Origin of the sequence: Novosphingobium sp. THN1 (assembly GCF_003454795.1) — a bacterium.
Classification (GTDB): Bacteria; Pseudomonadota; Alphaproteobacteria; order Sphingomonadales; family Sphingomonadaceae; genus Novosphingobium.
The window spans coordinates 943,842-964,670 of record NZ_CP028348.1 but is presented as its reverse complement, the minus strand read 5'-3'; the positions used below and the strand labels follow the sequence as shown (position 1 = coordinate 964,670).

Here is a 20,829-nt window from a genome sequence, read left to right as displayed (position 1 = left end):
CTCAGGCAAATCCCCGGCCGATCGCTGTGGCCTGCAGATCCGACCGGGACGCGCTGGCTTGAAGCATCTCGCCTGAGAGAAGGGTGCTGCATGCAAAGGGGAGGCCTGCCGATGCCCAGATCGGCAACAAGGCTGGTATGAATTCCCCGAACCTGTGAGCCGCCAGCTTCGAACATGGCAACCTGGCGCGCCAGGATTGCGAGCCAATCTGTAAGGGCGCAATCTCCCTGATTTCAGGCGGCGCCTGCAGCGCGTTACGCCAGCATCTGTGGCTTAGCCGGAGGCGCCGGGCAGCTGCGTCAGGTCCGTGGCCCTGTGCTTTGCGCTGCCGCTGTCCAGGCCGATCAGCATGGGCACACCTGTCGCTTCGGTCGGCTTCTCGCAGCACGCAATGTCTGCTCGAGGGTACCGATGTGCAAAGCAAGGACAACAGTCCACAAACCACCGCTGCCTATGCGGACAGTCTTGACTTCTGCCCGTGCGACCTCGTTCAGGTTGTTGACCCCATCAAGAGGCTTGAAGTCGGCTGGCAGGTAGCCGAGCGGTTCACCGCGCCTGTTCACGGCAACGATGGCACATTCGCCGTGATCACGCGCCGTCACCGACGTGAGCGTGACACCTTCGCCCAGAGCAAGCTTGCGGATTGCCTTCTGGAAGTGCTGCTCCCCTGACAACTGGACGGAATGGACATCGTGATTCTCGAGCCAGGCCATGTCCGGCCGGGCATCGCCTGGACCGGTGACCACTGTAATGCGAGGCGCCAGCAGTTGTCCCTTGCCGTCTTCTGCGCCAATACTGGTGATCCTGGCACCGAGCACGGCGTCAGCGTCGGCAATAGCCCTGGCAAGTGTACTCCTTGCGCCGATCCTGCCGATCAGGGTGCCATCCTGCAACGTGACGATGAAAGCGCCCGCACAATCCGGATCAGTCTTCACGAGCACCTCTGCCTGCGGCGGGCAGCGTTCGATACCTTCCTGGCACTCGGCAGCGCCGAGAAGAGCGACAGGTGGGTGCCTGACAATTCCGGAAACGGCCAAGGCTTCGACAATGGCCTTTTTCCGGAGCAGCCCGGGCGCTTGTGTGACCGGCCGCCTTGATTGTGCAAAGGGCTCTTTTGCAATTCCTTGACCACGGTCAGGTTGCGGGAGGCCTTGCCGCACCCTGTGCAATCGCCGTTGCAGAGCCGGATCAATTGGTGCGGCCTTCTCGCCCCTGCCCCTGCCCCTGCCCCTGCGGGCAATGCAATCCGCTAAACTCTTCCAGAAGCTCATTTTTACCTCGGGCAGATCCTGACCCGACGGTTACCGACCCCAGGCTGACAAGTCCGTGTGCTGGATCACATTGCATTGCTCCATCGCATGATCTGGCCCGCGCTGTCCCGAAGCGCGCAGGCGGGTCTGTGTCGTGCAAGAAGCGGCATCGGCTGTGAAGATTGCCCTTTGCCGGAACAATGCCCTTCACACTCCAGGATCAGAGGGCAGAGGCAGAGGCAGCACGCCGATCGAGGATCCTGCTCGGGCTGCCATTGTCTTGCGATGGGATAGCGCGCCGATGAAGGACGCTGGAGATGCTCGGCTCTGCGAGCCATGATCGCGTTGACCGCCTTCCAGCTCTGGCTGCCAGAGCGGAACCGGTCCGGGTGTGGATCGACGCTTTCCGCACCACCTTTTGCGACATGACCGGCCATCATGCGGCAGGTGCAAAAGAGACTATCGGAAGGCATTCGGCAGAACCGCAGCGCTGGTGCGTTCGGCAGAGCCGCAATGCCCTCCTGCGAAGCGATCTAGACAAGTACCCCTAAGATCGCGTTAACATTGCAGCAACCATAAACTTGTGCTGTGGCTAGGTGGACGCCTGGGAACCGAACTCGCCTCCAGGCGGAGTGCTATCGGTCCCTCAGAATGAGACAAGCCCCGGGTCGATGATCGGCGTGGCCTGGCTGCAGACTTCCGGAATCAAACCATAGCGGCGGTCCGCGTCCGGACGCGGTGTGCACCGCGCTGACCTTGGCTCTGCCAATCGTTTTGACCGATGCCGGACGACCGCGGGTTCTGACTGCCATAGCCGGTCGCCACCCTTCGCTGGCTGATGGCGGTCATGCCAAAGGCAAGCTTCTGGCAAAACCCGGCAAGGGCAATTGCCTTGTTGCCCATGGTTTCAATCCCGCAATCTGCCCACCGCACGGCAGAAGCCTCGTGGCTTGCCGGATATCTCCAGAACGGGCTTGGAGCACCCGCGGAAAAAAGGGAAGGGCAGCGCCGCTGCCCTTCCCCAGTCTGTTCACTCAGGAGTGATCAGAAGCGCAGGCCGACGCCTGCGAGCACCTGGTTGCGCGAGAAGCTCGATTCGTAGTTCGAGTAGCGGTATTCGACGAGGCCGTAGCTGTTGCCGCCGAGGCCGAGCTGAGCGCCCAGGCCAAGGCGCACGCCATCACCGTTCTCGCCATCCTTGAAGCCGTTGAGCTCACCCTTGATGCGGGCGTTGGTATAGCCAACCTTGCCATAGAGACTCAGCTTCGGGTTGACCGCAGCGGTCACGCGAGCGCCGACGTAGAGATCACGGCCGGTCGAAATCACCGCGCGATCGACACCATCGTCATAAACGTACTTGGTCGACGAATCCGAGACTTCAGCATCGATGCCAAAGGCGACGTTGCCAGTGGTTGGAATGTCATAGCCAAGAGCCAGACCGAAACCGACACCGTCTTCGCTGTACGTGCCGAGGCCAAAGTCATTCAGGTCGAGCGAGACGCGATCCCAGCCAACAAGCACTTCGGTGCGGACGCCCGAGGGAGCCTCGGCAAATGCAGGCGTGGCGCAAGCTGCAACAACGGCTGCGAGCGCGATCGAGATCTTCTTCATCATGTTCCTCATTTTTGCCATATCGCGGTTCTCATTGCGTTTCCTGCGAGACCGCGGCGGCGCGCAATCGGAGGATTGACCGTCGGGGGCAACCGCAAAGTAGGGCATGCGATATCGCGAAAAAACAAGGTGTTGCCGCAATGCAACAAAAGTCGCGATGGCGTGGGACACGAACGATGCTTGCAGGAAAATCGCACCAGGATCACAGAAATGTGCGCTTGCTCACTTGAACGGTCGGGATCAACGGCCAGGCTAGGCGTCCGGCATCCGACCAGGTCCCTGCATCCAGCCCGACTACGGGGATCTGGGCGAAATCTTGCAGACAGGCGCCCTGCGGCCGCCGTTTGCTCTTCACACTCTTGGTGACAATGAACTGGCGCCCCTTGCCGCCGTTCTTGCCAAATCGGGTCGTCGCTGGCGGGACCTGGGATCGGGGTGATGTCTTGTACGGTTAGCCAACCAGCGCCTCGAATGCGGGAATCGGCGCTGACATCCGCGCAGTTGGCGCACCATACGCAGGCAAAGGCCTGCTCCAAGCTGCTTCGCACCGGCTATGAAAAAGGGAGATGGAACCATCCACTTGATGGATCAGGACCCCATCTGCAACGCAACCCGGTCCTGGGCAAATCTGCAAGCAGTTAAGCACAGATACCAATCTCGATCCCCCGATATGTTTTTTTGGGGTACGACGATTTCCAGAGTCTAGCATGAGCGGGAGCAATTTTCGAACTTTATTGAATTTCTCGGTATCCTGAAGACACGATCATATCGTGGACATGCTTACGCTCGCGCGTTGTCGAACCACTTATTAACATTGCGTTTCCAGTTTTTTGAATAAATGCACTGCCGACCATCGTGAAGGATAAGGAAAGACTGGTCGTGCAAGTCAGCGTGCGCTAGAAGTTCGCGAATTATTTGAAAGTGCAATCCACCATGGGAGCTGACTGGAATGCAAGATGACCTTGCCGATCGCGAAACGCTTGTCACACTGACGTCGGATATTGTCTCCGCTCACGTGAGCAACAACGCCGTCGCAGTGGGCGACCTTCCTGCGCTCATCGCCAACGTCTACAACGCTCTTGCAGGTCTCGACAAGCCTGCGCAGGTACCCGAATCCCTTCCGGAGCCTGCAGTTTCGGTTCGGGCATCTGTCAAGCACGACTACATCGTCTGCCTTGAAGACGGCAAGAAGATGAAGATGCTCAAGCGCCATCTGGCGAACCGCTACAACATGACACCCGAACAATATCGTGCGCGCTGGAACCTGCCTGCCGACTATCCGATGGTGGCCCCTGCCTATGCCGAAAAGCGCCGGGAACTCGCCAAGGCAATTGGGCTGGGGCGCAAGCCCGGCACCAAGCTCGTCAATCCGATGGCCAAGCGTGGCCGCAAGCCCGCGAAGGCTGAAGCGGCACAGACCTGACACGCTACGCGAGCGACTTGCCTGTCGGGCCCCACGGATGGAATGGCTGCCTTGTTCTCGCTGCGATTGCGCGAGACAGCAGAAGCGTCCGCGCCCTAGGCGTGTCGCATCCGGCTCGAACTGCGCCAATTTACCTCGGTGGGCCTTCGAAGCAGGGCCTTGGGGGCACGGAACGCGGGCACGGAACGCGGGCACGCAGCGCGTGATTCTGGCTCGCTCTCGATTGTGCGAGAATGTCCCGGTTGAGCGTGCGTCTCGGGTCTCTCCCTGAGGTCTGCCCGAATGAGGCGGCAGGCTTCACCAGCATTCATTTTCCAGGGCACCTGCAAAGCCCATACGGCAAACCTGGACCACACTATGTGAGATTTCGGGGGCCGGGTCTCGGCTGTAAGGAGACAGTGGGCAAACCAAGGCGCCACGCCGCGTGGCAAGCCCTTGCATCGAGCTGTGCGATCGTGCGCATCCCGTCGCCTGAACATGCGGCATATGCTGCTCGTTCACGAAAGTGCACTTCGTCCGGTAACGCACAGCGGCCGCCACCAGGCTTCATTTTCGAGGTACCAGCGCAAGGTGCTGCGCAACCCGGTTGCAAAGTCGTGCTGCGGGACATAGCCGAGTTCGGTGCGGGCCCGGGTCTCGTCGATCGCGTAGCGGCGGTCATGGCCCTTGCGATCTGCAACGAATGTCTTGAGTTCGCAGGTGGCGCGACCCCGTGCTGCAGGGGCCTGCGGGTAGCGGTCGGCAAGGCCGTCGATCTCGGCAAAGGCGCGGTCGACTTCAGCGCAGATGCGGTCGATCACGGCCATGTTGGGCAGTTCCTCGCCGCCACCGATATTGTAGGTTTCACCAGGCTTGCCATGCTCAAGCGCCGCGTCGATGCCACGGCAATGGTCTTCGGCGTAGAGCCAGTCCCGCACATTCAGGCCGTCGCCGTAGATCGGCAGCGGCTTGCCCGATAGCGCGTTGAGGATGAACAGCGGGATGAGTTTTTCAGGGTAATGGTACGGCCCGTAGTTGTTGGAGCAATTGGTCGTCGTCGTATTCAGCCCATAGGTATGATGCCAGGCACGCACCAGGTGATCGGAAGCAGCCTTGGATGCTGAGTAGGGGGAATTGGGCTGGTATGGCGTGGTTTCGCTGAACGCCGGATCATCGGGGCCAAGCGAGCCATAGACTTCGTCGGTCGAGATATGGTGAAAGCGGTGATCCTTGCCCGAGCCTTCGTCAAGCCAGACCTTGCGCGCGGCCTTGAGCAGGCTGCTCGTGCCGATCACATTCGTCTCGATGAAGGCGTCGGGCCCCGTGATCGAGCGGTCGACATGGCTTTCAGCGGCAAAATGGACGAGCGTTGCCACGCCGTGTTCGCGCAACAGCTTCTCGACAAGCGCTGTGTCGCGAATGTCGCCGACGACGAATTCAGCCTGCTCGACATCGGCAATGGTCGAACGGTTGCCGGCATAAGTCAGGCAATCGAGCACGATGATCGTATCGTCGGGATGCTCCTTGCTCCAGTAGCGCACGAAGTTGCCGCCAATGAAGCCGGCACCGCCGGTAACAAGCAGGTTAGCCAAGAGCCTTTTCCTCGTTCAACATTGTCCTGAGCTGGGCGGGCCAGTGGATATGGGGATCGCCAGGTGTTGCCGCTATCGCCGCTGGCGCTCCGGATAGCTGATGCGTCTGGAGTTTTCGCCTGCGGCGGACGTGGATCTCGTCGAGATCGCCAGTTTCATCGCGCGCCGTGTTGTTCCGTGGACGCTCCCCTTCGTCGATGAGCTTGCAGCGACCTGCACCAGGCTCGTCAACTTTACCGGGTCCGGACGCGCCCGTTTCGACCTTTGTGCCGGACTGTGATCCAGGCGGCAGGCGATGAATGCGAGAAGGACTCAGTCCATTATTGGGAGAGAGAGGCTGGGCTCACACGAACAACTGATCCGCTTGACGCGCTCCAGTCATACTGACGGCGATTTCTCCAGTAGAACCGGACGTTCGTGCGCGCAGGGGGCGGCAGTTGGCGGGAGAGCGGCGGATTTGCCCTTGAGGCGGTTCTGGGCCGTGCGGACGCAACGCGCGGGATCGCGCCTGGCTCGCTCGCAAGGCGCTGCAGCAGCATCACGGCGGGCAGCCTAGCGCGCGGGTGCGACGATGCAAGCGGCTGAGGAAGAAGGTCAGGCGGCGTGTTTGGCGGCGTCGATCTCACCGACGCCGGTGAGCGTGAACGCGCCGGTGCCGGGCAGTTCGACCCGCAGCTCCAGCGTGCCGCCAGCGGCCTCGACGAACCGGCGCAGAGTGGAGAGGTAGAGGTCGGCCTGACGCTCGATCTTGAGCACCGAGGGCTGCTTGACTCCCAGACTCTGGGCGATCTGCTCCTGGCTGCGCTGGGCGAGCTTGCGCAGCGCCTTGAGGCCTTCAACCTCTCGGTGCAGTTCGGCGGCGCGGGCCTTGATGCGGGCCTGACGATCCTTGGGAAGACGCGCCATCAGCTCTTCATGGGTAACCGGCATGGTGCTCATCCTTTCAACGTTTCGAGGTGCTCAGCGAACCGGGCATCAGCCTTGGCGATCAGGCCTTTGTAGAACCGCTTCTGCGCGACCCCGCTCTTGTCTCCCGCCACCAGCACGATGGCGCGGCGCTTGGGGTCGAACGCGAACGCTGCCCGCCACACCCCGTCATCCGCCGTGAACCGGAGCTCCTTCATGTTGGCGTGCTTCGATCCGGCCAGCGTATCGACGTGTGGCCGCCCCAGCGTCGGGCCACTCACGGTGAGCAGTTCGACCAACGCCAGCAACTCGTCCTGCACGGATTCCGACAGCACCTCCAGTTCGGGAAGGAACGCACCGTGATAGAGAACCGTCCAAGCCATACCGCTATATATCCTTCAGGCTATAAATTGTCTATAGCCCACAAGCTATGGTCGAACGGGCATTCACCGTCACGGGCAGGATCATTTTCCGGATCGTGGGAGGGGCCACGATGCTACGCATCGGACCCATAATTCAGATATACACCTCACGCACGGGCGTGATTGGCGCTTTCCAGCCGTTTCCATGGGATGCAGATAGCACCCCCCATTGTCATACAGCGCGCACCGCAAGGCATAGGCCACCTCGACATTACCGGTCAGACCAACCTCGATCACCTCGAACCGCCCACCATCGCCTGCGATCAACCTATCGCCAACAGTCAGCTCATCCGTGTTGCGCCATTCTTTGGCAGCATTCAGCCAGGGATGATCATCAGTGGCCTCGAACTGAGCCGTCTCGCCGTTGGCAGCGCGGAGAATCACATTGTAGGTTGGCTTCGGTTCGGTCCGCAGGACGTCGAGCACCGACTGGGGCACAACCTCACCGGTTTTCACATCATAGGCGAGGAGCATGTCGCCTGCGGCAAGAGTCTCGATTGCGACTAGGCCTTTCGGCGTGTCTACCAGCGTTCCTGCCACCACACAGCCGCAAGCGCGTCCCAACTTTCGTACCTTTCGTAGCTTGCCGAAATTGCCAAGCTTACCGAGGCCGGGAACTCAATCGACTGCTGCAAGCACCTTGTCGGTGGTATCGCACTGGGAGATGAACATGCAGTCCACCGAAGCGCCGCCAGGAGCCGATTCAAGAGCGGCCCTGCCGAGGAAGTTTCCAACCTCGCCAGCGGTGATGCCGCTATCAGGCTTTTGGCCGGTGACGACGATCGGCAGACCATCATCCTGCGGATTGTCGTGATCGCAGCATGCTCCGCTATCGCCGCCGTCGAACGGCTCACAGGACTCACCGGTTGGGTCAAATCCATTTACCGGATCGTTTGCGACATGTATCCTGGGACATTGCTGATCATGCACTCAGAGCATTCTCGCAGCAGCTCATCGTGGGTTGGGCGGCAGGCCCCGCGTCCGATCCCGGCAGCTTGCCTGGCGCCAGGCACAACCCCGGATCGTCGCGCAACGCGACGAGGTCAACGAAGCGATGGGTCACGCGGATCGGCAATGCAAGCCGCAAACCGCCGGCAAATCCCCATCGCGGCCTCGACTTGAGACCGCAGCACCACGCCGCCGTGAGAGGTCAGTCGGCCAGAGTCGATCGCGACGGCGACTTTCTTGCCGAGGACCGCTGGAAACGAAAGTCCCGGCGCTCTATCGTCACTCCTGGCGGGTCTGGTTCATGACATTTTCTGTCCTGGGCAGGACTAGGCCTGGTCAACCAGATTCCTGCTTCAGAACAGAACTTTACGCTACAACCGCCAACTCTTCACCTGCGCCCCGGTGAGTATTCAGGCTAATGGAATGCTATGTGGATCAAGTTGAGCGATCATTTCGCTGCCTCGACACTGCAGCGCGCTCATGATTATGTTGATCGCGGGCTGGTCATAAAGGTCGAGGCCGAGCAAGGCGGCGCTGTTGTAAGCCGCGTCTCGAACGGGCGCGGCCAGGCCTACAATCAACATATCGCCTTGCATGGCGATGCCCTTCTCGGTGCATGCTCCTGCCCAATGGGCCATAATTGCAAGCATGTCGCGGCAGCATTGATCTATCTGGCTGCCGCACAGCACCAGAACCCCGTCAGTCTCGCCGCACCAGTCGAGGCCTGGCTCGCCCGTGTCAGACAGAATGCCACATCTGCCGCTCCAAGACCTGAACGGCCCGAAGAATATCCGAGCAATATCAAAGACCGGCTGCTTTATGTCCTTCAGCTCGCCGGTGCAGACCTTCGGGTGGACGTCTACAAAGGGCGGATGGCCGCCGCAGGCGATACGCTTAACAAGAGCATGCGCCGCTATGATCTTCTCGCTGCTATCCGCGCAAGTGCTGTTCCCGCATTCATCCGTCCGGTGGACCTGGAACTGATCCCCGCGCTGGTTCAGGCGGGAATCTGGGACGCACGCTATGGCTATGGCTTTGGTTCGGGTCTACCCGACTGCCTGCTCCTCAACGGTGAGCAGGCAATCAGCCTGATCCGGCGGCTTGGTGAAACGGGCAGGCTGCTCCATGCTGCTTCCCCTGAAGCTTGCCTCACCTGGTCTGAAGACCGCCCCGCTGTCAGGTTACAATGGCGAATTCTATCAGATGGCGCCCAACAGCTCGGTTTCGTTGATCCGTCGGGCGCGGCCCTGCAACTGCAAGGGCTCGAAGGGGCGACATTCTGGATTGACCAGGATTCAGGCCGCATCGGGGCACTCGCCGAGCCTGTGAAACCGGAGACTTTGCGACTGGTCGAAACAGCGCCACTTGTTTCGGCTGAACACGCAGCGGTGCTCGCTGCTGCACTTCCTGATCGTCTGGCCAACCTCGTCTTGCCACGCCCCCACGTTATTCGCCAGAGGACGCGCGCTCCCAGGACACGCCATGCCCGTCTCATGCTGGGGGCGGAGTCGGCGCGGGAGAATGCTGGTCGTTGGGGAACAACGCTGCAGCTTCCAACAATCACTCTGACGTTCGTGTATGAGGGTCAGGAGGTTTCCGCTTATGACCCCGATCCGCGCATCGTGCAGGCTGGTGAGGTGGTCACCTTGCTGCGTGACCCAGAGTGGGAGGACGCCTGCCTGCTACGTCTCACGCAAGCCGGTGCGATCCCGGTGGAAGAGCTCGAGACGCACTGGCCCGGCGATCGCATGATGGATTGCGATCTTGTCTTTGCCGATGGTGAACTGAGCACGTCGCTCATGGATGTCTCCCGGCTCGATGATGCACTGGACTTCGCCTTCCGAGTGGTCCCGGCCTTGCGCGCAGAGGGCTGGGACATCGTCGAGAGCAGCAGATGGCCTTACCGTCTCAGCGCCGAAGCTGCTTCGCTGTCGGTTTCCACGCAGAACGCCCCGGGTGCAGAATTCCAGGGAAATGACTGGTTTTCTCTTGGCTTTCAGGTCGAGCTTGAGGGCAAGGCCATCGATGTCGCGCCCCTGATTGCGGCATTCCTGGAACAGTACCGAGAGGGGTGGGAGCAGGTGCCTGATGTGCATGCGCTGACACAGCACCTCGCCAGCCAGCCCGTCTACATTGACCGTGGCAAGCAGGGCTATCTCTCGGTCGACCTCAGCCCGATTGCCGCCTTGCTCCACCTGTTCCTGTGCCAGCAGGTGGAACTGGGCGCGATGCATCCTGCAGAGGCAGGGCTGGTCAAACTGGCTGAAGAGGCGCTCGCAGGCAGCGATGTGCGCTTCTCCGACAATGCCGGAATCCTGCCACTGGCGCGCGGCCTCCATGCTCTCACCGCAGGCAAGGCTCATTCAGCCCCGGCCGGTCTGAAGGCCCAGCTGCGTGACTATCAGGCCCATGGCGTCGCCTGGATGGCGATGCTGCTGCAGGCGGGCTTCGGTGGCGTGCTTGCCGATGACATGGGGCTCGGCAAGACAGTCCAGGCACTTGCACTCCTGCAGGCGAGGCGAGAAGCTGAAGCAGCAGGCCCGGTGCTGCTGATCGTGCCAACCAGCCTGGTGCACACCTGGCGTAGTCAGGCCGAACAGTTCACGCCCTGTCTGCGTCTCGTGGTCCTGCACGGCAACGAGCGCGCCGCTTACCGCGCAGCGGCATTGGAAGCTGACCTCGTTGTCACGACGTACCCCCTGCTTGCCCGCGATCGTGACTGGCTGGCAGCCCATGATTGGCCCTTGGTCATCCTTGACGAGGCGCAGACCCTCAAGAACCCCGCCTCGCAGATGGCAAAGACCCTTCGCGAAATCCCTGCCAAGGGGCGCCTTGCACTGACCGGAACCCCGCTCGAAAACTCGCTCCAGGACCTTTGGACGCTGATGGACTGGGTCAATCCCGGGCTGATGGGGGATCGCAAGCAGTTTCAGACGCTATTTCGCACGCCTATTGAAAAGCATGGCGATGCCAGCGCGCAAGCCCGCCTCAAACGGCGCTTGCGCCCCTTCCTGCTGCGCCGGACAAAGGAACAGGTCGCAGCAGAACTGCCGCCAAGGACAGAGATCCTCGAGCGGGTCGATCTCCCCAAACCGCAGCAGGCACTTTATGAAACGGTGCGTAGCGTGATGGATGCCCGCGTGCGCGAGGCCATCAGAACCAAGGGGCTGGCAGCCTCCCGCATCACGGTGCTCGACGCTCTCCTGAAGCTGCGGCAGGTCTGCTGCGATCCGGCACTGGTCAAGACAGATGCTGCCCGGTCCGTCACGGACAGTGCCAAGCGCGCCAGATTGCGTGAACTGGTCAGGGAACTTGTCGCAGAAGGCCGCCGGGTGCTGATCTTCTCGCAATTCGTCGAAATGCTGCGTCTGATCGAGCGCGACCTGACCGAGGAGGGCATTGCCTGCCTGTCGCTGACCGGACAGACCAGGGACCGCGCATCAGTGCTTGATGCATTCGCGAGCGGGAATGCTCCAGTATTTCTCCTGAGCCTCAAGGCCGGAGGGGTTGGCCTGACCCTTACTGAGGCCGATACCGTTATCCTCTATGATCCCTGGTGGAACCCGTCAGTCGAGCGTCAGGCTATGGACCGGACCCATCGGATCGGCCAGACCAAGCCCGTCTTTGTCCATCGGCTCGTGGCGGCCGGCACAGTCGAAGAGAGAATTCTCGACATGCAGCAGCGCAAGCAAGCCTTGGCTGATGCCCTTTTCGAAGCTGAAAGCGACACAGCCTATGCTGTTCTGGACGAGACCACACTCCACGATTTGTTCGCGCCTCTTGGCGATTGAATGTCAATCGGCGCGCAAACGGGACCGGGTCTTCTGGGACATGGTCTCGCAGTCCCGTCCACCTGTCGGCAAGGAGGCTCGTCGGCGCAACGTCGCCAACTTGCAAGGATGCTGCACGACAGGCCGGTCAGGATCGTCGAGCGCGGATCAATCCACCCGATCAGTTCCTGCGTTTGACGTTGAACGTTCCGCTGACGCGGCCGCCGCTACCACCACCTGATCGCCCATCGACGCTCGACAGGCCAGAATCGAGATCGATGACCAGGCGCCCGCCGTTCAACGTATCGCCGTTGCGACGGAGCGCCACGTTCCCTGTCATGGTGATGATGTTGCGGTTGAAGTCGTAGACAGCAACATCGCCGCGCGCACTTTCACCGCCACGGTTGACCATGACACCTCCGGTCGCATCGATCCTGTCGATCTGGATGTCGCCGGCATTCCTGTAGGCAACGGTTGTCCGGGCGGCCTGCATGCGCAAATCCGACTGGGTGATGTCGACATTGCCGGACAGGACGACGCGCTTTGTCTTGTCCTGCACCTCGATGCGATCTGCCGCGTAGTTCACAGGCGCATTGCTGTCATGTCCGGAGATGCCCTGCGCCCAAAGATGCTGACCACCTGCCATGAGCGCGGCCGATGCGGCAAAACCTATGGTGGCCCAGCGCAGCGGACGGGCCGAGCGAATGATCTCGCGTGTAGTCATGGGATACTTGCTCATCGGTGTCCTGCTCATGGCATTTGCATCCTGCCCGGTACCATGCGGAGGCGGGCATTACCCTCGAGCGCGACCGTACGCTCGTTCAGATCGGCGTTGATCCGATCGGCGGAAAAGGTTCCGGCAGGAATGCGCCCTTCGACAGGCCCGCGACTCTTGAGGATCTTGCTGCCAAGATCGATGTCGACGTTTGTAGCCGTCATGCGATAGCCGTCCGAGGTCTGGACGTTGATCGGGCCTGCGATATCCACGATCTCCTTCCCGAAATCGTAGTTGCCCCGGCCCGCGGTGAGCAAGGCCGGGCCATTGTCCAGCATGATCCGTGCGGTCAGCTGATCCAGCTCGATCAAGGGCTGTGCCTTGGTTCGTTGGACTGCCGAGCCTGCCGTGATCGAAAAATTGCGACCTTCATCGTCCTGCCCGCGATACATGGCACTGGAAACCTGCATGCGTTCGTTGACCATGGCAACCTTGCGACGATCCAGCAGGAAACTGATTTCGCCGCGTGGCGAGAGCGGCGTAATGACCATGATCGCCAGCAGGGCCCCGACCAGCGCTGGCAAGCCGCGCGCGAGAAAATGCACGAGACGGTCATGGGAGCCGCCCGGCGCTGCAAAGCTGCGACGCTTTGTGCGAATCGTGTCTGCCGCGACAGTCATCGCCCGCCCTTGTCCCTTGTCACTTTACTCGTGGCTGAACACGTCACGCTCTGCCCAACCGGCAAGGTCGAGCCGCGCACGCATCGGCAGGAAGTCGAAGCAGGCCTGCGCCATTGCGGTGCGGCCCTCGCGCTCCAGACGCTCAACGAGGATCGCGTGCATGGCATGGAGATGACGCACGTCGGATGCGGCGTATTCCTGCTGCGCATCGGACAGCACCGGACCGCCCCAGTCGCTCGACTGCTGTTGCTTGGAGATTTCCTTTCCGAGCAGTTCACGCACCAGGTCCTTGAGACCGTGGCGATCGGTATAGGTCCGGACCAGCTTCGAGGCGATCTTGGTGCAGAACACGGGCGCGGCGACCACGCCAAGGTAGTGCTCGATCGCCGCCAGATCGAACCGCGCAAAGTGGTAAAGCTTGAGCCGCGCAGGATCGGCGAGCACAGCCTTCAGATTGGGCGCCGCATAGCTGCTGCCCGGGGAGAAGCGAACGAGGTGTTCGTCGCCCTGCCCGTCCGAAATCTGCACCACGCAAAGGCGGTCACGCGGCGTGATCAATCCCATCGTCTCGGTATCGACGGCGACGGCACCGGGCGCAAGCACGCCTTCGGGTAGGTCTTCTTCATGGAAATAAACGGCCATTCCTGTCGCTTAGGCGGTAAGTCAACTTCTCGCAAGTCACGTGTGATGCTCACTGGCACCTCCTCGCCCTGCCAACGCGCGCGCCAATACGAAACTGGCAAGGGGCGGCAGTCGTCCGGGGCATGAGGAGATTTAGCCACGGCGCGCGAGGCAGGTTCGCGATCGTCATCGGGCACGCAGCCGCAGTACCGGCCTTTTGCCGTGCCAATCCTGTGCCTTGCCAACTTTGATCGATCGCAATGACCAGGTTGCGATGGTGTGCGAGCAGGCTTGCCAGAACTATGGGAAGAGGAAGAGCACCTCGCCATGAACCATGCCGAGAGAGTGCAGATCGGGATAGCGAGCAAAATCTTGACACAGTTGCTCGAGCCCCAGCACGTGCCGCGCGCGATCCCTGCCTCGCATCAATTCGATGCCCTGGCGATCGCGCGAGCCCTGAAGGAGAACTTTGCCAAGCGGGAGGAGCTCCTGCCGATCCTGCCGGCCTGCAATCCTGGTTGGCGCATTCTAATCGAACTCTACATCGCAAGACGCGAAAGGGTCCGGGTCAGCATTACTGACATCACCCATCTTACCAACCTTGCCGGCGCAACCTCGCTGCGCTGGCTGAAACTGCTCGACGATGGAGGACTGGTCATTCGCCAGCCTGACATCAACGACCGGCGGCGCTTCTGGCTCTGCCTGACTGATCGGGGGCTGGGCACTGTTTCGCAGGTTCTGGAGAACATGGCAGCGCACTTCAATCCGGTATTCGACCTTGCCTACGCCATGTAATGGGCCAAGCCGCCCCGAAGAGCTCGTTCAGGCCCTGCAGGCGATCCAGCGCCAGCTCGATGCCATGGGCATGAAAATGGCTGCGATCTATGTCGAGCATGCCCTTGAAGCGCTCGCAGAAGATGCACGATGTCGCCCGACCAGCGAGCACAAAACGTCCTGAAACCGCATGGCAACGCACTGGCCTTTGTCTTCGGACCCGAACCGAACGGTGCGGCCTTGAGCAGACAGTCGCAGGCCATCTGTTGCCGATCCCGCATCGCACGGATACCTGCAGTTTGCCCTGGCGCATGCCGAACTCCTCGGAATGGGGATGCAACGCCTGCGCGGGAGACAGACCGGGATCTGCAACGTCAAGAGCAGCATCGACTGGCCTTGTCCATGCCTGGCCCTGCTTCCTGAAGCCTGGAAGCAGGGCCATTTTTCGCCTGCAGATTCAGCAGATTCAATGGTCCGCGGCTGCATGGCCCGCGCGCGCCCTGCTCGGCCATGGGCCTCCCAGCACCTTGCCCCTTGCCCCTTGCCCCTTGCCCCTTGCCATGGCCGCAGCGCCTGTGACGCCATGCGCAAACAGAGACCCCCAGGCTGCCTACTGCTTCAAGGCGTCAGCCCAGTCATTCAGGCCTCGGGGCGGCCAGCGGGTTTCGATGGCGAGGCCGGGCCGGACAAGCGTGCGAGACGCCCTGATCTGAGCGCGACGCCCCTCCTGGTCATTGTCTGCCAGCAGGATCAACCGCTCAAGACCTTGCGGCAAGTCGATCTTGTGGAACCGCGCCGCTCCCATGGTGGCAAAGGCCTGAATTCCGGTGAGACAGGTGAAGGCAGCGGCGCTTTCGAAGCCCTCGCAGATACCCATCACCGGGGCCGGGCGGCCATTGGACCAGGCGGCACCGACGGCCCGGCCAAGGACGAATTTTCCGGTACATGCAGCGGTTTGCGGGTCGAGAAAGATGCGTTGCACGGCACATACCCGATCCGCTTTTCGCATGGCGACAAGCAGCGCCGGACGGTATGACGCAGACTTGCCCGACCCGAGCGGACACCGTTCGAGATAGCGGATATCATGCAGGGCCCTCACGCTCGTTCGGGCAAAGCCGCGCACCTCGCAAAGATAACGCACCGCAAGCGTGTCTTCGACTGTCCCCGCGCGGCTCCAGAGGGCTAGCGCGGCCCTGCTCGTCGTATGGCAGACGTTCGGCAAGGGCGTGGCCAGGACACTGCTGCCCGGGGCGCGGTCAAGACCGAGAAGGCGCACGACCGTTTCTCTTGTGCAACCGGCATGGCACGTCACGAGAATCGCGTGTCGGCCCTGGCGGAGCGAGAGGGACGGGATGCGATCATCGTGCGCAGGACAGCGACACATCGCATAGTCACCGTACCATCGCCCGCCAAGACGCTGGACGAGGTTCTGAAGGTGTGGCGTTGGAGCAAAGCGTTTCATGCCCTTTGCCACCCCCCTCCCCTCATATGATGATCTATGGGTCAATGCTCATAATATGATTGTCTTTCAGCGTGTTGCTTGCTCTGTCCAGCTGAGCCTAGTCTATACTGCCGGCGCTTGCGTGCGCCTGTATCACCTCATATCCGGTCAACGCTGTCACACGGCTGCGCCCTGATGCCACATTCTGGGCGAAGGTTCAGGAGAGCGGGACCATTCTCACTTTCGGCTGTTCAAGCCATGGGAGGGGGCGGTTCGCTCACCTGATCCGGCGGGACTAATCGGGCCCCGATGGATGGGGTTGGTTGACTGGGTTTGATCGGACTCCCGACAAGACGGCGCCCTCGATAACGACGCCGCTGGTGGCGTACTTCCACAAGGCGACGAGTAGCTTGCGTCGCCAGCGCGACGATCGCGACCTTCCTGCCCCGGCCTCCGCTACGGCCGGTCCTTTCCTGGAACCACCGGGCGAGCTCGGAGTCCGGTTGATAGCGAAGCCACAGCCATGCCAGCTGGTCCATGGCCGTGCTGAGCCTGGGATTACCAGATTCCGAGACGCCTTGCTGGCGATCGATCGTGCCGCTACGCCACGACAATGGCGCAAGACCGGCATAGGCGGCAACCTGGGGCGCCGGTTATCGAACGGCCTCGCCAGCCCCTCCTGAACAAGAGTGTTGGCAATTTCCGGGCCCATACCGCTGATCGCCCGCAGCATCGTCAACGGCGAAGTTTCCCCCGCTGCGGACGCCATCCCGTCGCGCTCGGCCTCCACTGCCTTGATCTGTTCGAGAAGCAGCTCGAGCCTGTCGAGTTTGCGGCCAATGCGCGCCCTGAGATGCGCTGGCAGCGCCTGACCTTCGCCTGTTCGCAGTTTGTCAAGGCACGCACGCCGGTCCCGACGCGCCGACTCGTAATCTCGCAAACCAACCCGAAGTGCAGGCCCTTGATACGGTTGACGTGACGTTTGCGCTCCTCGATCAGCGTCTGGCGTTCGCGATCGATCCGGCGCGCATCCTCATCATCGATCGTCGGCACACGCACCTTGGAAAAGACCCGTGGCTTCCCCCTCACCCACGCCAGCAGCGTCCGGATCAGGATTTCACCATCAATGCGGTCGGTCTTTGCCGGCCGGTATCGGCGTGAGACTGCAAGCGAAGCTGCATCGACGACATGGCTGGCGATCCAGCCCTGTTCGACCAATCTGCGGTGAGGTCAGAAACCATCGAGGCCCGTCTCCGGGATGACGATCACTGGATAAAGCACGCCCATCCGCGTTCGCGCCTTCCCGCGAACCCCCTCAAGACACGCGACCAGCCCCGGCATGTCACCGCCCGCAAGCGAATGTCGTGACATCCTGTCGCTCCCCGGCGAGAGCGCTGTCACCAGCCAGGTCGATTTCGACAGTCCCAGCGAAACGAAAATTGCGCCAAGATCAACCGATAGCGGCAGGTGGCACGGCAAGGGTAGCTGTCATCGCACTGGCGTCCTTCAGAGTGCTTGGTAGCAAACCGACTCTGCCGCACCACAGGCCGCTGTCTACTCATCATGGTATCTCACGATTTCAGGGTATTCCTGGTGGCCCCGAGGGCGCCGATGTGGTCCTCGCGGCGTGAGGCATGAATGCCGGCTTTATGCCCCATGGATGGATTAGCATGGTACCGGATTGTCCCAGCGTCGCCAATTCTAACATCGCAATAGACTTTTAACATTCGTGATGTTAAATAGGAAAGGTGGTGTTAAAAAGAACTCCAAGGACCCGCTTGAAAGCCTTGGCTGAGGCGGCAGAAGCCTATGTTGCTGACGCGTTCGGGCAGCACCTTGCGCTTGCGCCGATTGCGCCCGCTGCCTTGCCGCATTTCATCCTTGATCGCTATGCGATGTGGCAAGGGGCGCTAAATGGCCGCAAACTGCTGCTGATGGCGGTGCAGGAAGTGTTGCCCACAGGATCGGGTGTGACGGTTCAATATCTGAAGCACCGAGAGATGGTCCAACAGCAACTTGGTGCCGACCTCGTGCTCCTGCTGCTCGACCGAGCAAGCGGCACATTCCGCCGTCAGATGATCGAGCGCAAGATCGGGTTCATCGCGCCCGGCGCACAGATCTATGTCCCGAAGCGTTCCTCGACCTGCGCGAACGCGCACCGGCATTCGCTATTGCTCACGCCGATCAGATCAGCCCGACGACGCAAGTTCTGCTGCTCGCGGTTCTCCAAGGCCGCAGCCTTGAAGATCGCAGCCTTACCGAGCTTGCCGATGAACTGCGGGTATCGATCATGAGTATCAGCCGGAGCCTTGACGAACTTGAGGCCCTGCAGTTGGCGAGCGCGCATCACGTAAGCCGCCAACGGCGACTGCGCCTGCGCCTTGGCGGCCGCGAGCTGTGGGGCGAAGTCCAGGCCCGGCTGCAATCGCCGGTTCGCAAGACCCGCATTGTCGTCGTACATCGCCCTGGCGAGATTGGACCGCTGGCCGGCGAGAGCGCGCTGGCCAGAAGCACCATGCTGGCCGCGCCAAGAATCGAGACGCGCGCCGTTCTGGCGGCGAGCTGGAAGCGGATCGTGGAGGAACAGGGACTCAGGGAAGCGACGCCCTTCGACGATGGTCGGCTCGAAGTTCAGACATGGACCTACGATCCGCAGATCCTTGCGCGAAACGGCGTCGTCGATCTGCTTTCGCTCTACCTCAGCGTCAGGGCGAACCCCGACGAGCGTGTCGCGCAGGCGGCCGAAGAATTGCTGGAGACATATGCATGGTAACCGGGGTCGACCGTTTTCGGGCACACTTTGCCGGTCTCGAGCATCAATATGTGCTGATCGGCGGAGCAGCCTGCGAACTGATCATGGACGAGGTCGGGCTCGACTTTCGCGCGACCAGGGATCTCGACATTGTCCTGATCGTCGAGGCCCTCGACAGCGCCTTCGCCGAACGCTTCTGGGCGTTCGTCGAAGCAGGTGGCTATGAGGTGCGGGAGCGGAGCGAGGGCGATAAGGTCCTCTATCGCTTCCAGGAGCCGACGGCTGACGACTTCCCCGCCATGCTCGAGCTGTTCTCGCGCGCTCCCGAGGGTCTGACCCTTGCCGAGAATTCCCACCTCACCCCTCTCCCCATCGATGAGGCAGCCGCCAGCCTATCGGCAATCCTGCTCGATGAGGACTATTACGCCTTCCTGAAGGCGATGGTGCGCGGCGCCGGCGGGATTCCTGTACTCGACGAGGCCGCGATCATCCCATTCAAAGCGCGGGCCTGGCTCGATCTGTCCCGCCAGCGAGACGAGGGCGTTGAGGTCGACGAGAAGAACATCCGCAAGCACCGCAACGACGTGGCGCGGCTTATCCAGGTGCTGAGCCAGGAAGCACGATATCCGCTACCCGGATCAGTCGCGCAAGACTTGGCCGCGTTCGTCGAAAGAGCAACGACCGAAGCCGACTATGACCCGAGGCAATTCAAAGTGGACATGTCGCGCGAAGAAGTCGCCGAGCGGCTCCGTGTCGCCTACCAGCTGTGAGCCATCGCTAGGCGGATTTCGCCTGCTTGATGACCTGGCAGGCGCCGCCCATGAGACGCGTAACCTCGTCCGCGCTGAGCATCTATTGCGGCTCGTAGCTCAGCCCGAGCTGCGATGTCCGCTTCCATCGATCGACATCGACGCCCTTGTTGGGGCCGAAAACCAGGTCGATATGCTTGGCAAGGCGCGCTGGCCCCTGCCGCACCACAGGCCGCTGTCCACCCATCATGGTATCTCCCCACCGCGACAGGCTCTGCCGCTCCTTACCAGCCTTGCGGCGCAGCGAAAGGCAATGCCGGGCGACGGGTGCCCCCGATCTCTCATGTAAACGGCAATGCCGACGAACCAGGGCCGACGCACCAGGGCTGAGAAACCAGGGCTGAGAAACCAGGCTGGTCGTGAGGCCCCTGGCAGAGCGAAGCCGGGTGCTTCGAACTTCAACCAGTCTCGTGGCGAAAGTTGTGGCAAAATATGGGCGGAGCGTGGATAACGACACGAGCGATCGGGCCCGACCCGCCCCAAAATCCTTGTCCAGGGTGGGCCGATCGGAGTCTGGCCGCAGCGTCCTCCCGTGTCGCTGCGGCATTTTTTTGTCTCGGCAATGCCCATTTGTCAGCGCACCAGGAGCGCTCGAGAGGTGCCGTCCCTCGCTACTCGGCCCTCGTTAGCCGGCCCTCGTTACCCGGCCCCCGCTACCCGACCCTCGCCCGCTCGCTACCGATAGACGATCGAGCCTCAGGTCCTGCATTGACACCGTATTGCCAGCTCGGCAGGCCTGTGCGAGCACGCAGATGGGTTGAAGCAGGTGCAATCTCCGCTGCGAGCGTACCGATGATCGAAGCAGGGTCTCCAGTTCTGCCAGCTACACCTGGCAAAGCGCGCGAGGGAAAGCCCAATTCCCAGCGTTCGGGCACCTGCAGGTGTGCTCACCGGGGCAACTTCCTGCTTCTTGCAGAGTTCGGTCTGATTTTCGCACTCGCCCTTGCCCAGATGGCATGTCGCTTGATCGATCTGGCGGCATCCTGAGACCCCAGGCCATACCCCTGCCATCCTTGGCGTAATCCCGCAGGGCAGTCGGCGCGATGACCCTGAAACGGCCAGATCGGCATCGTTGTCCTTGCCTGATCAGGACGTGCCTGCCCGGGACCGACGTGCCCGGGACTTGCCTTCATGGC

General features: G+C 61.5%; 21 protein-coding genes and 2 pseudogenes. 7 read left to right on the top strand and 16 right to left on the bottom strand.

Going from position 1 to position 20,829, the window contains the following annotated elements; genetic code table 11:
* Positions 1-344: 344 nt before the first annotated feature.
* The 3 genes from C7W88_RS21415 to C7W88_RS21405 form a co-directional block, all read right to left on the bottom strand.
* Positions 345-1,160, bottom strand: coding sequence for a hypothetical protein (locus C7W88_RS21415; protein ID WP_162896289.1), 816 nt, complete (start codon positions 1,158-1,160; stop codon positions 345-347).
* A gap of 795 nt (positions 1,161-1,955) precedes the next feature.
* Positions 1,956-2,153 (bottom strand): hypothetical protein, encoded by a 198-nt coding sequence (locus tag C7W88_RS21410; RefSeq protein ID WP_118075553.1) that lies wholly within the window; start codon positions 2,151-2,153, stop codon positions 1,956-1,958.
* Positions 2,154-2,294: 141 nt separating this feature from the next.
* On the bottom strand, positions 2,295-2,873 hold the full coding sequence (locus tag C7W88_RS21405) for a porin family protein (protein WP_240345019.1): 579 nt from the start codon (positions 2,871-2,873) through the stop codon (positions 2,295-2,297).
* A 937-nt stretch (positions 2,874-3,810) separates the two neighbouring features.
* Between C7W88_RS21405 and C7W88_RS21400 the strand changes: the two genes are divergently transcribed.
* Positions 3,811-4,284, top strand: a complete 474-nt coding sequence (locus C7W88_RS21400; RefSeq protein ID WP_118075551.1) for a MucR family transcriptional regulator — start codon at positions 3,811-3,813, stop codon at positions 4,282-4,284.
* Between the two features lie 497 nt (positions 4,285-4,781).
* Here the strand turns inward: C7W88_RS21400 and rfbB are convergent, their stop codons facing one another.
* Positions 4,782-5,855, bottom strand: a complete 1,074-nt coding sequence (gene rfbB / locus C7W88_RS21395; protein ID WP_118075549.1) for a dTDP-glucose 4,6-dehydratase — start codon at positions 5,853-5,855, stop codon at positions 4,782-4,784.
* Positions 5,856-5,955: 100 nt separating this feature from the next.
* Here rfbB and C7W88_RS21390 point away from each other — a divergent pair, with 100 nt between their 5' ends.
* Entirely contained in the window at positions 5,956-6,135 is a 180-nt protein-coding gene (locus tag C7W88_RS21390) for a type II toxin-antitoxin system RelE/ParE family toxin (RefSeq protein ID WP_118075547.1), read from the top strand.
* Between the two features lie 314 nt (positions 6,136-6,449).
* Here the strand turns inward: C7W88_RS21390 and C7W88_RS21385 are convergent, their stop codons facing one another.
* The 6 genes and pseudogenes from C7W88_RS21385 to C7W88_RS23020 all read right to left on the bottom strand — a co-directional run bounded on the left by C7W88_RS21385 (position 6,450) and on the right by C7W88_RS23020 (position 8,820).
* Positions 6,450-6,794, bottom strand: coding sequence for an XRE family transcriptional regulator (locus tag C7W88_RS21385; RefSeq protein WP_370073266.1), 345 nt, complete (start codon positions 6,792-6,794; stop codon positions 6,450-6,452).
* Positions 6,791-7,144 (bottom strand): type II toxin-antitoxin system RelE/ParE family toxin, encoded by a 354-nt coding sequence (locus C7W88_RS21380; protein ID WP_118075545.1) that lies wholly within the window; start codon positions 7,142-7,144, stop codon positions 6,791-6,793. Before C7W88_RS21380 ends, C7W88_RS21385 begins: the two co-directional genes overlap by 4 nt.
* An 81-nt stretch (positions 7,145-7,225) precedes the next feature.
* On the bottom strand, positions 7,226-7,657 hold the full coding sequence (locus tag C7W88_RS24995; protein WP_370073265.1) for a hypothetical protein: 432 nt from the start codon (positions 7,655-7,657) through the stop codon (positions 7,226-7,228).
* 144 nt (positions 7,658-7,801) lie between these two features.
* Complete coding sequence (locus C7W88_RS21370) at positions 7,802-8,113, bottom strand: hypothetical protein (protein ID WP_118075541.1); 312 nt, start codon at positions 8,111-8,113, stop codon at positions 7,802-7,804.
* A gap of 4 nt (positions 8,114-8,117) precedes the next feature.
* A pseudogene (locus C7W88_RS21365) lies at positions 8,118-8,424 on the bottom strand (IS1380 family transposase); the annotation flags it as partial.
* 117 nt (positions 8,425-8,541) lie between these two features.
* The gene (locus C7W88_RS23020; RefSeq protein ID WP_205525356.1) at positions 8,542-8,820 is read right to left on the bottom strand and encodes a hypothetical protein; all 279 of its coding nucleotides are present in this window, start codon (positions 8,818-8,820) and stop codon (positions 8,542-8,544) included.
* On the opposite strand from C7W88_RS23020, the gene C7W88_RS21360 reads away from it, so the two are divergent.
* The gene (locus C7W88_RS21360) at positions 8,761-11,922 is read left to right on the top strand and encodes a DEAD/DEAH box helicase (RefSeq protein ID WP_162896286.1); all 3,162 of its coding nucleotides are present in this window, start codon (positions 8,761-8,763) and stop codon (positions 11,920-11,922) included. The genes C7W88_RS23020 and C7W88_RS21360 overlap by 60 nt on opposite strands.
* 160 nt (positions 11,923-12,082) lie before the next feature.
* Here the strand turns inward: C7W88_RS21360 and C7W88_RS21355 are convergent, their stop codons facing one another.
* The 3 genes from C7W88_RS21355 to C7W88_RS21345 are packed head-to-tail and all read right to left on the bottom strand — an operon-like array spanning position 12,083 to position 13,938.
* On the bottom strand, positions 12,083-12,640 hold the full coding sequence (locus C7W88_RS21355) for an LptA/OstA family protein (protein WP_370073264.1): 558 nt from the start codon (positions 12,638-12,640) through the stop codon (positions 12,083-12,085).
* Between the two features lie 11 nt (positions 12,641-12,651).
* A complete protein-coding gene (lptC, locus tag C7W88_RS21350) occupies positions 12,652-13,296 on the bottom strand; it encodes an LPS export ABC transporter periplasmic protein LptC (RefSeq protein ID WP_118075537.1) in 645 nt (214 codons plus the stop codon).
* A gap of 24 nt (positions 13,297-13,320) precedes the next feature.
* Positions 13,321-13,938, bottom strand: coding sequence for a ribonuclease D (locus C7W88_RS21345; protein ID WP_118075535.1), 618 nt, complete (start codon positions 13,936-13,938; stop codon positions 13,321-13,323).
* Between the two features lie 306 nt (positions 13,939-14,244).
* Here C7W88_RS21345 and C7W88_RS21340 point away from each other — a divergent pair, with 306 nt between their 5' ends.
* Complete coding sequence (locus tag C7W88_RS21340; RefSeq protein ID WP_118075533.1) at positions 14,245-14,712, top strand: hypothetical protein; 468 nt, start codon at positions 14,245-14,247, stop codon at positions 14,710-14,712.
* A 589-nt stretch (positions 14,713-15,301) separates the two neighbouring features.
* Here the strand turns inward: C7W88_RS21340 and C7W88_RS21335 are convergent.
* Both C7W88_RS21335 and C7W88_RS21330 read right to left on the bottom strand, forming a co-directional pair.
* The gene (locus tag C7W88_RS21335) at positions 15,302-15,967 is read right to left on the bottom strand and encodes a toprim domain-containing protein (RefSeq protein ID WP_240345016.1); all 666 of its coding nucleotides are present in this window, start codon (positions 15,965-15,967) and stop codon (positions 15,302-15,304) included.
* 460 nt (positions 15,968-16,427) lie between these two features.
* Positions 16,428-17,473, bottom strand: a pseudogene (locus C7W88_RS21330) (IS110 family transposase).
* A 446-nt stretch (positions 17,474-17,919) separates the two neighbouring features.
* On the opposite strand from C7W88_RS21330, the gene C7W88_RS24160 reads away from it, so the two are divergent.
* The 3 genes from C7W88_RS24160 to C7W88_RS21320 are packed head-to-tail and all read left to right on the top strand — an operon-like array spanning position 17,920 to position 19,654.
* Positions 17,920-18,426, top strand: a complete 507-nt coding sequence (locus tag C7W88_RS24160; protein WP_240345015.1) for a hypothetical protein — start codon at positions 17,920-17,922, stop codon at positions 18,424-18,426.
* Complete coding sequence (locus tag C7W88_RS24155) at positions 18,423-18,905, top strand: hypothetical protein (protein WP_240345014.1); 483 nt, start codon at positions 18,423-18,425, stop codon at positions 18,903-18,905. Before C7W88_RS24160 ends, C7W88_RS24155 begins: the two co-directional genes overlap by 4 nt.
* Positions 18,899-19,654, top strand: coding sequence for a hypothetical protein (locus C7W88_RS21320; protein WP_118075531.1), 756 nt, complete (start codon positions 18,899-18,901; stop codon positions 19,652-19,654). Before C7W88_RS24155 ends, C7W88_RS21320 begins: the two co-directional genes overlap by 7 nt.
* An 82-nt stretch (positions 19,655-19,736) precedes the next feature.
* Here the strand turns inward: C7W88_RS21320 and C7W88_RS23220 are convergent, their stop codons facing one another.
* Complete coding sequence (locus C7W88_RS23220) at positions 19,737-19,883, bottom strand: hypothetical protein (protein WP_205525328.1); 147 nt, start codon at positions 19,881-19,883, stop codon at positions 19,737-19,739.
* Between the last annotated feature and the right edge of the window lie 946 nt (positions 19,884-20,829).

Excerpts from the sequence above, each read along its gene's own strand:
- C7W88_RS21410 (WP_118075553.1), bottom strand. The coding sequence starts at position 2,153 with ATGGGCAACAAGGCAATTGCCCTTGCCGGGTTTTGCCAGAAGCTTGCC.
- C7W88_RS21405 (WP_240345019.1), bottom strand. The coding sequence starts at position 2,873 with ATGAGGAACATGATGAAGAAGATCTCGATCGCGCTCGCAGCCGTTGTT.
- C7W88_RS21400 (WP_118075551.1), top strand. The coding sequence starts at position 3,811 with ATGCAAGATGACCTTGCCGATCGCGAAACGCTTGTCACACTGACGTCG.
- C7W88_RS21390 (WP_118075547.1), top strand. The coding sequence starts at position 5,956 with ATGCGTCTGGAGTTTTCGCCTGCGGCGGACGTGGATCTCGTCGAGATC.
- C7W88_RS21385 (WP_370073266.1), bottom strand. The coding sequence starts at position 6,794 with ATGAGCACCATGCCGGTTACCCATGAAGAGCTGATGGCGCGTCTTCCC.
- C7W88_RS21380 (WP_118075545.1), bottom strand. The coding sequence starts at position 7,144 with ATGGCTTGGACGGTTCTCTATCACGGTGCGTTCCTTCCCGAACTGGAG.
- C7W88_RS24995 (WP_370073265.1), bottom strand. The coding sequence starts at position 7,657 with ATGCTCCTCGCCTATGATGTGAAAACCGGTGAGGTTGTGCCCCAGTCG.
- C7W88_RS21360 (WP_162896286.1), top strand. The coding sequence starts at position 8,761 with ATGGGCCATAATTGCAAGCATGTCGCGGCAGCATTGATCTATCTGGCT.
- C7W88_RS21355 (WP_370073264.1), bottom strand. The coding sequence starts at position 12,640 with ATGAGCAAGTATCCCATGACTACACGCGAGATCATTCGCTCGGCCCGT.
- lptC (WP_118075537.1), bottom strand. The coding sequence starts at position 13,296 with ATGACTGTCGCGGCAGACACGATTCGCACAAAGCGTCGCAGCTTTGCA.
- C7W88_RS21345 (WP_118075535.1), bottom strand. The coding sequence starts at position 13,938 with ATGGCCGTTTATTTCCATGAAGAAGACCTACCCGAAGGCGTGCTTGCG.
- C7W88_RS21340 (WP_118075533.1), top strand. The coding sequence starts at position 14,245 with ATGAACCATGCCGAGAGAGTGCAGATCGGGATAGCGAGCAAAATCTTG.
- C7W88_RS24155 (WP_240345014.1), top strand. The coding sequence starts at position 18,423 with ATGAGTATCAGCCGGAGCCTTGACGAACTTGAGGCCCTGCAGTTGGCG.
- C7W88_RS21320 (WP_118075531.1), top strand. The coding sequence starts at position 18,899 with ATGGTAACCGGGGTCGACCGTTTTCGGGCACACTTTGCCGGTCTCGAG.
- C7W88_RS23220 (WP_205525328.1), bottom strand. The coding sequence starts at position 19,883 with ATGATGGGTGGACAGCGGCCTGTGGTGCGGCAGGGGCCAGCGCGCCTT.